Origin of the sequence: Methylobacterium sp. CB376 (genome assembly GCF_029714205.1) — a bacterium.
Taxonomy (GTDB): Bacteria; Pseudomonadota; Alphaproteobacteria; order Rhizobiales; family Beijerinckiaceae; genus Methylobacterium.
On sequence record NZ_CP121648.1, the window covers coordinates 6,516,487 to 6,530,827 of the forward strand.

Genomic DNA, 14,341 nt, shown 5'->3' on the forward strand with positions numbered 1-14,341 from the left:
TTTCGAAGCGGCGGCCGCGGGGGCGGGGGGCGAAGCCATCCCGCTCCCGCATGCCTTCGTTCTGCAAAACGAACCCCGGATCGGCCCCTATACGAGACCCTATCGGGTATGGATTTCAGAGAGTCAGTTCTGTGGATTATATGGAGAGGCGGATCTCTCAACCGGGCCAAGGGGTTGGGCCGGGATCCGGCATCCGACTCTGCGCATTCCCGCATGGAACTCTGCGCGGCCGCGCATCGGATTCTGCGGGGATCGCACGGGGTCGCGCATCGGATTCTGCGCGGCCGCGCATCGGATTCGGCGTCGCCCGCCGCCCAAGCCCCTCGGAATCCCACAGGTTTTCAGACCCCCCGGCGCACAGAACTCTGCGCGGGGGGGCCGCGGCGGATCCGGGGCGTATCGAACTCTGCGCGGGATCGCGGCGCCGTCCACCGCCCGTCCCCGCTCCGCGCCGCGCTCGGCGACAGGGTGCTCCCGGCCCTGTCCCCAGACCGGTCCACACCCGGTCCCCGGCCCCGCCGGTCCCTGGCCGCGCCCCGGCCGCGCCGGCGGCGCCGGCGAGGGCCGCGGGCGCGGGGCGTCGGGCGAGGATGATGGGGCGAGGATGATGGGGACGACTCGCGGGAATCTTGGGATAACTCCGCCGGGCCACGGGATTCCCGGGAGCGGAATCGGCCATGACGGATTTCCGCAGGGTGGTGAGGCCGGATTCCGCGGCGAGGGCGAGCCTCGCCCCGAGGCCCGGTTGGGGAGGCGCAGGCATCGGGCCATGGGCATCGAGGCCAAGATCGAGGCGATCCGCGACGAGGATCTGAGGGCGGAGCTCGAGGCGGCCCGCGGCAGCTTCCTGTTCGCGGTGATCGTCGAGACCATCGCCCACCGGCAGGCCCAGCGCGACGCCGAGCGGGAGGCGGCGGCGCGCGCGGCCGAGGCGCGCGCCGGCATGTCCCGCGACCAGCGCCGCCGGGACGCCGTGCGGGCGGTGATCGAGACCGAGCCCGTCGCCCCCGAGAACATCCAGCACATCCACTCGGTGCTGGCCCTGTGCGGGCTGCCCTACCGCGATCCGGGCGAGACGCGGGAGTTCTTCCGCGAGTACGGCCGCAACACGCTCAGCATCCTGGCCGGGCGGATCAAGAACCCGGCGACCGGCCAGATGGAGCTGCAGGGCCTGCCCTACGGCCCGAAGGCCCGCCTCGTGCTCCTGCACCTCTGCACCGAGGCGGTGCGCCAGCGCAGCCCCACCATCGAGGTCGCCGACAGCCTGTCGGGCTTCATGCGCGAGATGGGCTTCGCGGTGACGGGGGGCGAGCGCGGCACCATCCGGCAGTTCAAGGAGCAGCTCAACCGCCTCGCCGCCTGCACCCTGCAGATCGGCCTCTGGGACGGCCAGTCCCGCTCCTCCACCCTGACCATGCCGCCCTTCCGCAAGCTCGACCTCTGGCGGGGCGAGGGGCAGGCCGCTGCCTGGTCGAAGACCGTGCAGTTCCACCAGGATTTCTACGAGAACCTGGTCAAGCACGCGCTGCCGGTGGACATCCGGGCCGCCCGGGCCTTCGCGGGCTCGGCCCGCAAGCTCGACCTCCTGTTCTGGGTCGGCTACCGGCTGCGCGCCCTGCCGCGGCCCCTGCGCCTGTCCTGGGACACGCTGCACAAGCAGTTCGGGGCCGACAACGCCTCCCTGCGCAGCTTCCGCCAGGCCTTCAAGGCCGACGTCGCCCACCTGCGCGAGGTGTTTCCGAAGCTGCCGATCAGCCTCGACGAGGCCGGCATGCAGCTCCTGCCCGCCGATCCGAGCACGCTCCTGGTGCCGCCCAAGCCCGCCCGGAAGAAGGCCGCCGGCTGAGGCCGGAAGGCGGCGCCGGGGCGGTGCGAGGGCCGCGCCGCCCTGCTCGCATCGAGGCGGCGTGCGCGCTCCGCGCCTCTCGCTGCTCACCCCCGGGATCGCCGGCGTGGCGCGCCCCCGCCTTCCCGCCGCACATCACCCTCACCGGACAAGGGCGCGGTGCCGGACCCGTTCGCGCGCGGCGCTCGCCGCGGATGCGGGTCTTGTGGGCGGCTCTTCCGGCTCCGTGGCGGATCCCGACGGCGATCCCTGGGAACCGGCCTTCGCTCCCCTGGCGCCCCTCGACGCGGGCGGCCCCGTGGCGCTGCCGCGGCGCGGGGCGAGGGAGGATTGCGGAATAATTCCGTAAGCGGAATGGAATGGATCGTTCCAGCCGCTTGCGGAATGTCCCGCGGCGGCGATATTCCTTCCTGAGCGGACGCCTCGCCGGGAGGGCGGACGGAATCGGCTGGGGGCGTGATGGTCCTGTCGGAGGCGGAGGTGCGGGCGCGGCTGGAGGCCCTGCGCCAGCAGCGCGCGGCGCTCGACCGCGCCATCGCCGAGCACGAACTCTACCTCGAACTCGGCCGCCGGCTCGCGGCGGCAGAACCCGCCCCGGCGCAGGCTCCGCCCGCTCCCGCGCCAACCGCCCAAGCGCGCGCCCAAGCGAGCGTCCAAGCGAGCGCCCAAGCGACGCTTCATCCGGCGACGCTTCATCCGGCGGCGCCCGCTTCGCCCCGCTCGGCGGGGCCGCCCGCGGCGGGCGCGCGCGCGGAGGGCCGGCGGGTGATCGAGGCGGCCTTCGCGGTGCTCGCCGCGGCCGGGCGGCCGATGCACGCGGCGGAGATCTGGGAGGCGATCGCCGCGCGCGGTCACACCCTGCCGGGCCACGATCCGGTCGCCGCCCTCAACACCCGCCTGTGGAAGCGCGCCCAGGGCGGCACCGCCCTGCGCCGGCTCGGCGACGGGGTCTACGCCCTCGACGCGCCCGTGAAGGTCAGCGCGGCCCCGTGAAGCGCCGCCAATGCTGCGCGTGCACCGTGCTGATGATGCCGGAGGCCCAGGCGAGGCGGCGGTCGGTCATCAGCGGGGCGTTGTGGCTCTCCAGGTGGTAGGTGCCCCGCCGCGAGCCGCGCAGGATCTTCTTGAGGAAGCGGTTGCCGTCCGGCGTGGCCACCGCCGCGTAGCAGCCCAAGAGCCGCTCCGGGCTCTCCCCGCCCTGCGCGCACAGCACGATGTCGTCCGGCTCGTATTTCGGGTGCATGGAGGCGCCCGCGACCCGGAACGCGATCGTGCCGGGCGGGAGCCAGAACGGCACCGTCACCTCGAACAGGTTGCCGCTCGGGTCCGGCTGCTCGTCCCCCGTGGCGATCAGCCCCCCGGCGCTGATCACGCCGCGCACCCCCACGACCTGGCCGCTCTCCCCCGGGGGCTCGCCCGCCTCGTCGTCGCCGAACAGCAGGCCCTTCGCGGTCACCTGCACGCCGTCCCGGCGGAACCGGGCGGCGTAGCGCTCGGCGTCGTCCTGCCCGATCGTGCGCGTGCCAGCCTCGTGGGCCCGGTAGCTGCTCTCCGGCCAGCCGTTGCGCAGGGCCGCGTCGCGGGCCGAGCGGTAGCCCGCCGCCAGCCGCGCGAGGCGCAGCCGCTCGCCCTGATCGATCCGGAGACGGGCCTCGTCCATCTGTCCACAACCTTGAGAGAGGTATTCGCTACCTAGCGTGTTGATCGCGGTCATTACATCATGTAGTGATCGGTGAGACAAGCGGCCGGCCCGATCGCGCCCGCCGCGCGCTCTTCCGTAACGGCAGGAGAGTACCATGACACGGCGCCGATCCGCGCCGCGCGCGCTTCCGCGCGCGGACCGCGTTCCCGCTGGCGGGAGGCGGCCCCCCGCTGGCGGGAGGCGGCCCTTCGAGGCCGGGGGGCGGGCTTCCGCCGGGCCCGGTTCGCCGCTAAGCCGGCCCGGCGCGGCCCGGTTCCCGGGCGCCGCCGCGGGCCCGCGGCGCGATCCGGTGCGGGCCGAGGGCCGGTCCGGCCCCGCGCAACCCCGCCGAGGACGCCCCCATGAAGGCCGCCCTGATCGTGCTCTGGACCCTCGCGGCGGGCGTGCTCCTGTTCGTGATCGTGCGCCGGCGGATCGACCGCGCCCTGCGGGACCTCGACCGGAACCCTCCCGGGGAGACGCGCGAGGCCGGCCGCGACCCGGAGCCCTGACGGCCGCTTCGGGAACGGTCGCGCGGGCCGCGGGATCCTCCCCGCGGCCGGCCGGGAGGCGCGCGTGAGCCGCGCGTCGCAGAAGCGCCGCCGCGTCTGCCGCCGCCGCCGCGCCGCCCTCGCCCACGACCGGCCGCCCGCCGCCGCGCCGGAGGCGATCCGCCGCCGCCGCCGCCGGCACCGGCCGCCGCGCATCCTGGTCGCGCCGGACCGGGTCTGGCTCGTCGCCCGCACCCGCCCGCGCTGGGCCCCCCGGGTCGTGCGGGACCTCGCGGCCCTGGGCCTGTGCGCCTTCGAGGCCCGCGAGGAGGTCGAGCGGGTCGGCCCGGACGGCGCGCGCCGGCGCGTCGCGGTCCCGCTCCTGCACCGCCTGGTCTTCCTCGGCCTGCGCGACGACGCCGACCTCGCCCGCGCCGAGGCCCATCCGGGCGTGCTCCGGGTGCTGTTCCGCGAGGGCCGCGCCGTGACGATCCCGGCGCCGATCCTGCAGGCCTTCGCGGACGCGCTGGCCGGCCGCGCCGGGGAGGGGGAGGACGAGGCCGTGGAGGCGGTGCTCCTCGCCCTCGGGGACGCGGTGCGGGTGACGCGCGGGCCGCTCGCGGCGCTGCGCGGCACGATCGAGGCGGTCGACCCCGCCCGGCGCCGCTACCGGGTCGCCCTCGGGCTGTTCGGCCGGGCCACCCGCGTCGACCTCGCGGCGGAGGAGGTCGCGCCGGACGAGGGCGCGGCGCCCGGCCCCTGAACCGGGCCGACGGAAAACTCTTTTGCGCAACAAAGTGAGTGAAACTTACCTTGATGAACTCAGAGAATCATGGGATGAAATCTTCGATGGCGGAAGTCTTCGCCATCCCCATCACAACAAGCACGCAGACCGGGCGCAGTCATCGGCATGATCCGAGCGGGGGGGCGGCATCCGCGCACGCGGTTCCGGCCGGCCGCGCAGGCCGATATCGCCCGCGGGAGGACATTTCATGCCCCTCATCGCCAACCCGTCCGCCGCCTTGGCGGCCCCCGACGACCTCCTCGTCCCCGATTCCGACCCCGCCGCGGTCGCGACCGGCCTGATCCCCTTCGAGGTGCTGGGGGAGCCGATCGTTCCGGGCCTCACCCAGGTTCCCCTGGTCCTGCAGGGCATCTTCATCCAGATCACCAACACGTCGGCGGTCGGCAGCGCCACCCTCCAGCTGACCTACCTGCCCACCGTTCCGTTCGTCGTCGCGCCCCCCGGCGGCAAGATCCAGCTCGCCGCGAACCTGATCGGCAGCGACCTCTCGATCAGCAACATCACGCCCGAATTCGCGAATCGGCCGGGCCGGCCGACCTTCGGACGCACGATCCCGCCCGGCGGGACGATCATCGTCGGGGTCGAGTACGTGGCGACCGGGCTCGGCCTGGCGAGCCAGGGCGTGGCCGCGACGGAATCGGCCGCCAACCGGGGCTCGGTCCTGCTCCAGGTGAATGCCGGAACCCCGCTGCTCGTGACGGCTACGATCCGGCAATACTTCGTCAGCCAGACGGGCAATCCCCTCGTGCCGATCGCGGCGGCGGCCTATTCGGTCGCGATCCCGGGCGGCCCGGTCGTGGGCGGCTGAGGGAGGCGACCATGGCGCTCCCGGCGGCCGAACTGATGACACTCGCCGGGATCGCCTACGGGCACCCGGCCGCGATCCCCGCCTACCTGGCGACGAGCCCGGTGACGGGCGGGATCTGGGAGGCGATCTGGATCGCCCGCGACGAGGCGGTGCCGGTGAACTTCGCCTTCCTGGCGCGGGACCGGCGCCCGGGCGGCGGGGTCGCGCTCGCGATCCGCGGCACCTACCCGAACCCTTTCTCGCCCGCCTACTGGGACGATGCGCGCCAGGATTCGCCCTTCGGCCCGATGGCGCGATGGCCCTCCGGCGCGACCGTCGACCCGGGCGACCAGGAGCCGGGGGATCCCTGCATCTCCGGGGGCACCTGGGCGGGCTTCTCGTCCCTGATCGCCCTCACGGACGCGGCCGGCACCAGCCTCGCCCAGGCCCTCGACGGCCTGCCGGCGCAGACCCCGCTCGCCGTGACCGGGCACAGCCTCGGGGGCACGCTCGCCCCCGTGGTGGCGCTCTGGCTCGCGGGCCGGGCGCCGCCGCGCCGGCCGGAGGTCGCGACCTTCGCCGGGATGACGCCGGGCAATTCCGCCTTCGCGGCCCTGTTCGGGCCGGGCACCCTCCTCGAGGGGCGCGTCGCGCGCCTCTACAACACCCTCGACAGCGTGCCCTACGGCTGGGACGACGTGCTGGCGACACGCGACTTCTTCCAGCCGGCGCCGCAGGGCGGCGTGATCCTCGACCTCGCCCTCCACGCGACGGCGTGGCGGCTGCGCGGCTACGATTACGCGGCGATCGGCACGCCGGTCCCGCTCGCCGGGCAGGTGGCGCGCCCCGTCACCGCCTGCACGCCGATCGCCTTCCTGATCGAGACCCTGCACCAGCACCTGCCCGACACCTACCTGGCGCTCCTCGGCGCCCCGCCGCTGCCCTTCCGCATCGGGCTCGGCGCCGTCGTGCTCCCCGGCGACCATCCGGCGGCGGGGGCGCTCGCCGCCCACGCCGTCCCGCCGGTCTTCCTGCCCTGAACCGCGGCGGGGCGGCCGCCCCGCCGGTCGCGCCGCGACGGGGAGGCGGGCCGGCCCGCCGCCGGTGCGGCAGGTGCCCCGGACAGGCGGCGCCATCCCCGGTCCCGAGCGGCGACCACGCGGTCGGCGGCCGCGCTCGACCTCCCCAGCACGGAGACGATCTCCTGCCCGCCAAGGGCCGGCAGGAGTTGGGCCGGCAGGAGTTGGGCCGGCAGGAGTTGGGCCGGCAGGAGTTGGGCCGGGAAGGCCCCGCCCGGCTCCACGGGGCCGAGCGCCGCGTCCCGATCCGCCGCGCCGGCACGGGCCCCGCACCGTGCAGAGCCCGCCGCCGGCCCCACCCCGAAAAAGAACATTTGACGAACAAAACGGGATCATGTACGAAGGTCGCAGGTGTTCCGGGTCCGCCGCCCGCCTTCGAGGCCGTGGCCGCCCGACTGCCCCGCCGATGGATGCTCGTCCGTCGCCCGGGGATGTGTCCCCGGACCCGGCCCACGGCATCACCGAGGCCAAGGGCGGCTCGTGTCCCGCGGCTCGTGTCCCGCGGGTCTTGTCCCGCGGCGCGAGCCGCCCGGAGCCGAATCCCGGATCCCATGACAGACAGAGCGATCGACTGGGCGGCGATCAGGGCCGCGTGGTGCGCCGGCGCCTCCGCCCGCGCCCTGGCGCGGCGCTTCGCCGTCGCGCACAGCAGCATCCTGGTGCGGGCGCGCCGGGAGGGCTGGCCGCGTGGCCAGCCGCGCCCGGCCAAGGCCTTGCCGGATCGGACCCCGCCGGATCGAGCCCCGGCGGACCGCGGCCGCGTGGTCGCGGCCCACCGGACCGTCATCGAGCAGGGCCAGGCCCTGACCCTGCGGCTCCTGGAGGAGGTGCTGGCCGCCTCCGCGCAGATCGATGCCCTCGCGGACGAATCGGAGGGGGACGGCCGGGAGCGCGCCAACTCCCTGGCCAAGCGCAGCACCGCTCTGCGCGACCTCGCCCAGGCGGCCCGCCTCTGGATCGCCCTCGAACGCCAGGCCTGGGGCCTGAAGGACACGGCCGGTGACGAGACGCCGCGACCCGACCTCGACGCCGCCCTCGCGGGCCTCGCGCCCGAGGAGCGCGAGCAGCTCCGCCGCATCGCCGAGAGCGTTTCTCGACGATCCGGCGGCGCTCCTGAGGGCGCTTGACCGGATCGAGGGCGAGGAGAGCCTCGCGGGCTTCGTGCGCCGGGCCTGGCCCGCCGTCGAGCCCGCCACCCCCTACGTGCACGGCTGGCCGATCGAGGCGATCTGCGCGCATCTGGAGGCGGTGACCCGGGGCGAGATCACGCGGCTCCTCATCAACGTGCCCCCGGGCCTGTCGAAGAGCCTCTGCGTCGGCGTGTTCTGGCCGGCCTGGGAATGGGGCCCGAGGAACCGCCCGGGGCTGCGCACCCTCGCCGTCTCGCACCGGCAGGCCCTGGCGGTCCGCGACAACCTGCGCACCCGCCGCCTCGTCACCTCCGGCTGGTACCGGGCCCTCTGGGGCGACCGCGTCCGCCTGCGCCGGGACCAGAACCGCAAGCAGCGCTTCGAGACGACGGCCTGCGGCCTGCGCGAGGCGCTCTCGCCCGGCGCCATCACGGGCGCCCGCGGCGACCGCGTCATCCTGGACGATCCCCTCTCGGCCGAGGACGCCAATTCCGAGCGGCTGCGCGAGGGGATCGGCCGCTGGTTCCTCGAATCCGTGCCGACCCGCCTCACCGATCCGGCCCGCTCCGCCATCGTGGTGGTCATGCAGCGCCTGCACGAGCGCGACCTCTCCGGCCTGATCCTGGCGCGGGACCTCGGCTACGAGCACCTGATGCTGCCGATGGAGTTCGAGCCGGAGCGGCGCTGCACGACTCGGATCGGCTTCTCCGACCCGCGCCGGGAGCAGGGCGAACTGCTCTTCCCCGCCCGCTTCCCGCGCGCGGTGGTGGAGCGCGACAAGGCCGCGATGGGGCCCTATGCCAGCGCCGGCCAGTTCCAGCAGCGGCCGGCCCCGCGCGAGGGCGGCCTGTTCAAGCGCCACTGGTTCGGCCGCCTGCGGGCGCTGCCCGCCGGCTGCCGCCTGGTGCGGGCCTGGGACCTCGCCGCGAGCCTGCCGCGTCCCGGCCGCAGCCCCGCCTTCACCGCGGGGGTGAAGCTCGCCCGGGCGCCGGACGGCCGCTTCGTGGTGGCGGATGTCCGCCGCGACCGGCTCTCGCCGGGCGGGGTGGTCCGCCTGATCCTGGCCACCGCCGCCGAGGACGGGCCGGATTGCCGGATCGCCCTGCCGCAGGATCCCGGCCAGGCCGGCAAGGCCCAGGCCCAGGACCTGATCCGGCAGCTCGCCGGCTACGACGTCCGCGCCAGCCCGGAGAGCGGCGACAAGCTCACCCGCGCCGGCCCGGTCTCGGCGCAGGGCGAGGCCGGCAACCTCCTGCTCCTCGACGGCCCCTGGAACGAGGCCTTCCTGGACGAGGTCGCCGCCTTCCCGAACGGCGCCTTCCTGGACCAGGTCGACGCCCTCTCGCGGGCCTTCTGGACCCTGAACGGGCCGGGCCGCTACGGCATGCTGGGAGTTGTCTGATGTGGCTCGCCGACCGCCTCGTCCACCTGCTCACCGGCCTCGGCGGGCCGCGCGACAAGGGCGCGGGTCACCGCCACCTGCACGTGCCGCGGGGGCGGGCCGAGCTCGACGCCGCCTACCGGGACAATTGGCTCGCCCGCAAGGTCGTGGACATCGTGCCCTTCGACATGCTGCGCGAGTGGCGCGCCTGGCAGGCCGCCCCCGCCGAGGTCGCCGCCATCGAGGCCTCCGAGGCGCGGCTGCGCCTGCGCGAGGGGCTGCTGCGGGCCCTGCGCCTCGCGCGGCTGCACGGGGGCGCGGCGATCCTGATCGGCGACGGCGCCCCGGACCCCGCCCGGCCGCTGCGCCCCGAGACGGTGGGACGCGGGGGCCTGCGCTACCTGCACGTCCTGTCCCGGGACGCGCTCCAGCCCGGGGCGATCGCGCGCGACCCGCTCTCGCCCTGGTTCGGCGAGCCCGACACCTACACCCTCGCCGGCGGGCAGCGGGTGCATCCCTCGCGCATCGTCCGGCTCGTCGGCGCGCCGCTTCCCGCCGACGCGGCCGAGGCCTTCGGCGACAGCGTGCTGCAGGCGCTGCTGGAGGCGATCGACCAGGCGACCGCGGCGGCCGCCCACATCGCCGCCATGCTGCCCGAGGCCAAGCAGGACGTGATCTCGGTCCCGGGCCTGTCGCAGGCCCTCGCCACCGAGGAGGGCACGCGCCGCCTCACCGAGCGCTTCGGCTACGCCGCCGCCATGAAGTCGATGTTCGGCATGCTGCTGCTGGAGGGCGACGGCCGCTCCCCGGAGGGCGAGCGCTACCAGCAGAAGCAGCTCGACTTCGCCGGCCTGCCCGAGGTCGCCCGGCTCTTCCTGCAGATCGCGGCCGGCGCCGCCGACATCCCGGTGACGCGGCTCCTCGGCCAGTCCCCGGCCGGCCTCAACGCCACGGGCGACGCCGACCTGCGCAACTACTACGACCATGTCGCGGCCCGCCAGGCGGTGGAGCTGACCCCCGCCCTGGCCCGCCTCGACGCGCTCCTCCTGCGCGATGCCCTCGGCCGGGACGCGCCGGGAATCTGGTTCACCTGGCGCCCGCTCCTGCGGGATTCCGAGCGCGAGAAGGCCGAGATCGGGCGGATGCGGGCCGAGACCGCCGCGACGCTGGCCCGCGAGGCCCTCGCGCCCCGCGCGGTGCTGGAGGCGGGCGTCGAGGGCTGGCTCGTCAATGCCGACCTCTTCCCGGGCATCGAGGCCGCCTATCGGCGCGGGCAGCCCTGAGCCTCATCCGCCGGAATGGTCCCCGGTTCGGCGGCCATCATGAGGCGGGAACAGGCCGCTGATACGCTGTCCGGAAGATCACGTCCGGCCGGACGATCACGTCCGGACAGCGTATGCCAAGCCCGCGCGGCGCTTGAGCGAAGCCGAAATCCGCATTGCGAAGCAATCCGTCGGATTTCGGATGAGCGGACCTGCCTCGGGCCGGTCTGCCCGGCGGGCGCCGGCGCGCCCGCTCCGCGCACGGCTCTTCGTCTCTGACCATCTCGCGAGATCCCCAGGCGAGATCCTCAGGCTGCGTCCGATCGCGGCCGGTCCGCATCGGACGCAGACATCCACCATCCCACCCCAGAGGGACCCCATGCAGATCTTCGACACGCTGAGCCTCGGCCCCCCGGCCGGGATCGCCGACGCGCGCGCCCTGCGCAGCGGCGCCGTCGTGGTGGAGGGGCGCGCCGCCCGCGCCGGCAACGTCCAGCTCTACCAGGGCGCCGAGCTGGAACGGCCGGATCTCGGCACGGTCCGGGTCTACCGCGACCCCGAGGCCGTCTTCCGGGCGGAGTCGCTCGCGAGCTTCGGCCACAAGCCCGTCACCCTCGGCCATCCGCCCGAGGCGGTCACGCCCCGCACGTGGCGCGCCGTCGCCCGCGGCCATGTCGGCGGCGAGGTGCTGCGCGACGGCGAGTTCGTGCGCATCCCGCTCCTCCTGGCCGATGCCGAGGCCATCGCGGCCGTCGCGGGCGGGCAGCGCGAGATCTCGGTCGGCTACACCTGCGACCTCGACTGGACGCCCGGCACGACGCCGGACGGCGCCCCCTACGACGCCCGCCAGACCAACGTCGTCGTCGACCACGTCGCCATCGTGGCGCAGGGCCGGGCCGGGCCGGAATGCCGCCTCGACGACGCGGCGGCGCTGCGCCGCAGGCTCGCCGAGGCCGAGCGCGAGGTCGCGGCCCTGCGCGCCCCCGGCGCCCTCGACGCCCTCGCGGCGGAGCGCGCCGGCCTCGTCGCCGCCGCCCGCCTTCTTCTCGGGGACGCCTTCGATCCCGCGGGCCTCGACGCCGCGATCCGCCGCGCCGCCGTCGCCGCCCGCCTCGGCGAGGCCGAGGTCGCCGCCGCCTTCCGGGCCCTGGCGGCGACGGCCGCCCCCGCGCCCCCGCCCGACCCGCTGCGCGCGGCCCTGAGCCGGCCCGCCGACGCCCTCGACCCGCGGGCGGCCCACGCCGCCATGATCGCGACCCTCCGCACCGCCTGGCAGCAAGGAAGCCGCTGATGCCCGTCCAGACCGCCTATTCCAGCCGCGCCGCCGCCGCCTACGAGGGCATGCTCGCCTTCGAGGAGCCGAGCCTCACGGTCAGCCGCCTCGTCGAGACACCGGCGGGGATCGGCTTCGGCAAGCCCGCCTTCCAGGGCGCCTGCGACGAGGGCATCGCCGCGCAGGGCGCCACCTTCCGGGGCGTCACCCTGGCGGACCGCAACGTCGCTCCCCGCAACGGCGGCGACCTCTTCGCTCAGGGCGACACCGCCCCGGTGATGATCAGGGGCGCGGTCTGGGTCGTGGTCGCGGGCGCGGTCGCGGCCGGCAACCCGGCCTTCCTCACCCCGGCCGGCGCCTTCACGGCCGCCGCCTCCGGCAACGTCCCGATCCCGAACGCCCTGTTCGATTCCTCCGCCGCCCCCGGCGGGCTCGCGCGCCTGCGCCTCAACTGACGGAGATCCCCGTGACCGCCCTCGTCACCGACGCCCCCCGGGCCCTCGCCTTCCTGGTCAGCCAGCAGGCCTTCATCGAGCCCGGCGTCTATCGCAGCCTCTACCCGGCGATCCGCTATCCCCGGCTGATCCCAGTCGACACCGCGGCCCCCGAATGGGTGCCGACCGTGACCTACTTCTCGTCCGACCGGGTCGGGCAGGCCGCCTGGCTGCACGGGGCGGCGAGCGACGTGCCCCGGGCCGAGGTGCTGCGCCGCCAGAGCGAGACCGCGGTCGCCATGGCCGGGATCGGCTACGGCTACGACCTCGAGGAACTCGGCAAGGCCCAGCTGCTCGGCATGAATCTCGGCAGCGAGAAGGCCGAGGCCGCCCGCCTCGCCTCGGAGGAGTTCATCGACCAGGTCGCCCTGTTCGGCGACGCCGGCAAGGGCTTCTCCGGCCTCCTCAACCACCCCGCCGTCACCACCGGCCTCGCCGCCGCCACCGGGGAGGGCGGCGCCACCGCCTTCGCCCGCAAGACCCCCGAGCAGATCCTCGCCGACGTCAACGGGCAGCTCGTCGGCCTCTTCACCGCCTCCGCCACCGTGGAGATGGCCGACACCCTGCTCCTGCCCTACGAGCAGATGCTCGGCCTCGGCCTGCGCCGCATCGACGCCGTCAACCCGGTCACCATCCTCGACTGGATCCGCCGCCACAACGTCTACACCCTGGAGACTGGCCAGGACCTCACCATCCTGGGCGTGCGCGGCCTGGAGAATGCCGGGGCCGGGGGCTCGGCCCGGATGGTCGCCTATCGGCGCGACCCCACGGTGCTGAAGCTCTGGCTGCCGATGCCGTTCCGGTTCTTCCCGGCCTGGCAGAGCGGCCCCTGGCGCTTCGACGTGCCGGGCGCCTTCCGGCTCGGCGGCCTCGACATCCGCCGCCCCGGCGCCTTCCGCTACCTCGACGGGATCTGACGCCATGGTGCAGGTGACGAACCGCGCCCGCGGCGCCCGGCTGTTCTGGGTGCGCGGCGAGGCCGCGCCCCGCCGCCTCGCGCCCGGCGAGAGCGCCGAGCTCGACCTCCTCGACCGCAACGATCCGCTCCTGCGGGCTTGGGAGGCGGCGGGCGAGATCGAGATCGCCGGGGAGCCGGCCCCGCGCCGGCGCGCCCGGCCCCGGGAGGCCTGAGATGGAGGCGCCCGCACCGGCGGAGTTCAAGGCCCGCTTCCCCGCCTTCGCGGGGCTGCCCGACGAGGCGGTCGCCCCGGCGCTGGCGGAGGCCCGCGCCCGGGTCGATGCCGCCCTCCCGCAGGCCGGCCTCGCCCGGATGCTCTACGCCGCGCACCTCCTCACCCTCGACGGGCATGGCGGCGCCGAGGGGGCCTGGATCCGGGCGGGGCGCCCCCGGCTCCTGCGCAGCGGCACCCTGACGGTCGAGCGCCGCGGCGCCGGCGAGGCCGGACCCGACCCGGCCGGCACCCTCGCGGAGACCTCCTACGGGCGCCGGTTCCGCGACCTCCTGCGCCTGACCAGCCCCGGCATCGCGGTGGTGTGATGGATCGCCCCGACAGCCTCGCGGCCCTCCTCGCCGCCGCCGCCGATCCCCTCTGCCGGGACGGCCTCCTCCACCGGGCCCGGGAGGAGGGCGGCTTCGCGGATGTCCCGGTCCGCTGCCGCGTCGAGGCGCTCGGCGCGGGCGAGGAGGCCCCCGGCCTCCCCGGCCGCCGCATCAGCCTGATGCTGCTCCTCCCCGGCCTCGACCCGCCGCCCACGCCCGAGGACGAGATCACGCTGCCGGAGGGCCGCTGGCGGATCACCGCCGTGGAGCGGGACCCTGCCGGCAGCCACCTCCTCCTGCAGGGGAGGCCGGCCTGATGGACGCGACCCGCCTGCGGGCCCGCCTCGACGCGGTGAGGCGGCGGGACCGCGCACGGGTTCGGGCCCGCCTCGACGCCGCCGGCCGGGCGATCCTGGCCGGGCTGCCGCCCGGCCTCGCCGGCAGCCCGGCCCCGACCCCGGCCGGCCTCGCCCTCACCGTCGCGGGGCCCGGCCTCGCCGCCCGCGAGTTCGGCACCGCCGCCCGGCCCGCCCGGCCCGTGCTCGGGCCCCTCATCGACTGCCTGCGGGCGGACCCGCCGCCCGGCAAGCCCCCCGACCCGGAGCCCTGAC

Annotated in this window: 17 protein-coding genes; 16 read left to right on the forward strand and 1 reads right to left on the reverse strand. The window is 75.7% G+C overall.

What is annotated here, in order from left to right; translation table 11 throughout:
* Positions 1 to 769 precede the first annotated feature (769 nt).
* Together QA634_RS30030 and QA634_RS30035 are read left to right on the forward strand one after the other, a co-directional pair.
* Positions 770 to 1,846, forward strand: coding sequence for a replication protein RepA (locus QA634_RS30030; protein ID WP_012335606.1), 1,077 nt, complete (start codon positions 770 to 772; stop codon positions 1,844 to 1,846).
* 459 nt (positions 1,847 to 2,305) lie between these two features.
* Complete coding sequence (locus tag QA634_RS30035; RefSeq protein ID WP_012335607.1) at positions 2,306 to 2,839, forward strand: HTH domain-containing protein; 534 nt, start codon at positions 2,306 to 2,308, stop codon at positions 2,837 to 2,839.
* Here the strand turns inward: QA634_RS30035 and QA634_RS30040 are convergent.
* Positions 2,823 to 3,506, reverse strand: coding sequence for a S24 family peptidase (locus tag QA634_RS30040; RefSeq protein ID WP_012335608.1), 684 nt, complete (start codon positions 3,504 to 3,506; stop codon positions 2,823 to 2,825). The genes QA634_RS30035 and QA634_RS30040 overlap by 17 nt on opposite strands.
* 383 nt (positions 3,507 to 3,889) lie before the next feature.
* On the opposite strand from QA634_RS30040, the gene QA634_RS30045 reads away from it, so the two are divergent.
* The 14 genes from QA634_RS30045 (at position 3,890) to QA634_RS30105 (ending at position 14,340) form a co-directional block, all read left to right on the forward strand.
* Positions 3,890 to 4,039 carry a hypothetical protein gene (locus QA634_RS30045; RefSeq protein WP_012335609.1) on the forward strand — a complete coding sequence of 50 codons (150 nt, stop codon included), beginning with the start codon at positions 3,890 to 3,892 and terminating at the stop codon, positions 4,037 to 4,039.
* A gap of 64 nt (positions 4,040 to 4,103) precedes the next feature.
* Positions 4,104 to 4,781, forward strand: a complete 678-nt coding sequence (gene nusG, locus QA634_RS30050; RefSeq protein WP_012335610.1) for a transcription termination/antitermination protein NusG — start codon at positions 4,104 to 4,106, stop codon at positions 4,779 to 4,781.
* Positions 4,782 to 5,010: 229 nt separating this feature from the next.
* Complete coding sequence (locus QA634_RS30055; RefSeq protein ID WP_012335611.1) at positions 5,011 to 5,631, forward strand: hypothetical protein; 621 nt, start codon at positions 5,011 to 5,013, stop codon at positions 5,629 to 5,631.
* Between the two features lie 11 nt (positions 5,632 to 5,642).
* Complete coding sequence (locus QA634_RS30060; RefSeq protein ID WP_012335612.1) at positions 5,643 to 6,650, forward strand: lipase family protein; 1,008 nt, start codon at positions 5,643 to 5,645, stop codon at positions 6,648 to 6,650.
* Positions 6,651 to 7,240: 590 nt separating this feature from the next.
* On the forward strand, positions 7,241 to 7,816 hold the full coding sequence (locus QA634_RS35985; protein ID WP_012335613.1) for a hypothetical protein: 576 nt from the start codon (positions 7,241 to 7,243) through the stop codon (positions 7,814 to 7,816).
* A 34-nt stretch (positions 7,817 to 7,850) separates the two neighbouring features.
* Positions 7,851 to 9,221 (forward strand): phage terminase large subunit, encoded by a 1,371-nt coding sequence (gene terL / locus QA634_RS30065; protein WP_012335614.1) that lies wholly within the window; start codon positions 7,851 to 7,853, stop codon positions 9,219 to 9,221.
* A complete protein-coding gene (locus tag QA634_RS30070; RefSeq protein WP_012335615.1) occupies positions 9,221 to 10,483 on the forward strand; it encodes a DUF1073 domain-containing protein in 1,263 nt (420 codons plus the stop codon). The genes terL and QA634_RS30070 overlap by 1 nt, the downstream gene beginning before the upstream one ends.
* A 358-nt stretch (positions 10,484 to 10,841) precedes the next feature.
* The gene (locus QA634_RS30075) at positions 10,842 to 11,753 is read left to right on the forward strand and encodes a DUF2213 domain-containing protein (protein ID WP_012335616.1); all 912 of its coding nucleotides are present in this window, start codon (positions 10,842 to 10,844) and stop codon (positions 11,751 to 11,753) included.
* The gene (locus tag QA634_RS30080) at positions 11,753 to 12,190 is read left to right on the forward strand and encodes a structural cement protein Gp24 (protein WP_012335617.1); all 438 of its coding nucleotides are present in this window, start codon (positions 11,753 to 11,755) and stop codon (positions 12,188 to 12,190) included. The genes QA634_RS30075 and QA634_RS30080 overlap by 1 nt, the downstream gene beginning before the upstream one ends.
* Before the next feature lie 11 nt (positions 12,191 to 12,201).
* A complete protein-coding gene (locus QA634_RS30085; protein ID WP_012335618.1) occupies positions 12,202 to 13,146 on the forward strand; it encodes a DUF2184 domain-containing protein in 945 nt (314 codons plus the stop codon).
* A gap of 4 nt (positions 13,147 to 13,150) precedes the next feature.
* Positions 13,151 to 13,360 (forward strand): hypothetical protein, encoded by a 210-nt coding sequence (locus QA634_RS30090; RefSeq protein WP_012335619.1) that lies wholly within the window; start codon positions 13,151 to 13,153, stop codon positions 13,358 to 13,360.
* A gap of 1 nt (position 13,361) precedes the next feature.
* A complete protein-coding gene (locus QA634_RS30095; protein ID WP_012335620.1) occupies positions 13,362 to 13,727 on the forward strand; it encodes a DUF4054 domain-containing protein in 366 nt (121 codons plus the stop codon).
* Positions 13,727 to 14,047 carry a hypothetical protein gene (locus QA634_RS30100; protein ID WP_012335621.1) on the forward strand — a complete coding sequence of 107 codons (321 nt, stop codon included), beginning with the start codon at positions 13,727 to 13,729 and terminating at the stop codon, positions 14,045 to 14,047. The genes QA634_RS30095 and QA634_RS30100 overlap by 1 nt, the downstream gene beginning before the upstream one ends.
* The gene (locus QA634_RS30105) at positions 14,047 to 14,340 is read left to right on the forward strand and encodes a hypothetical protein (protein ID WP_012335622.1); all 294 of its coding nucleotides are present in this window, start codon (positions 14,047 to 14,049) and stop codon (positions 14,338 to 14,340) included. The genes QA634_RS30100 and QA634_RS30105 overlap by 1 nt, the downstream gene beginning before the upstream one ends.
* The last annotated feature ends 1 nt before the right edge of the window (position 14,341 follow it).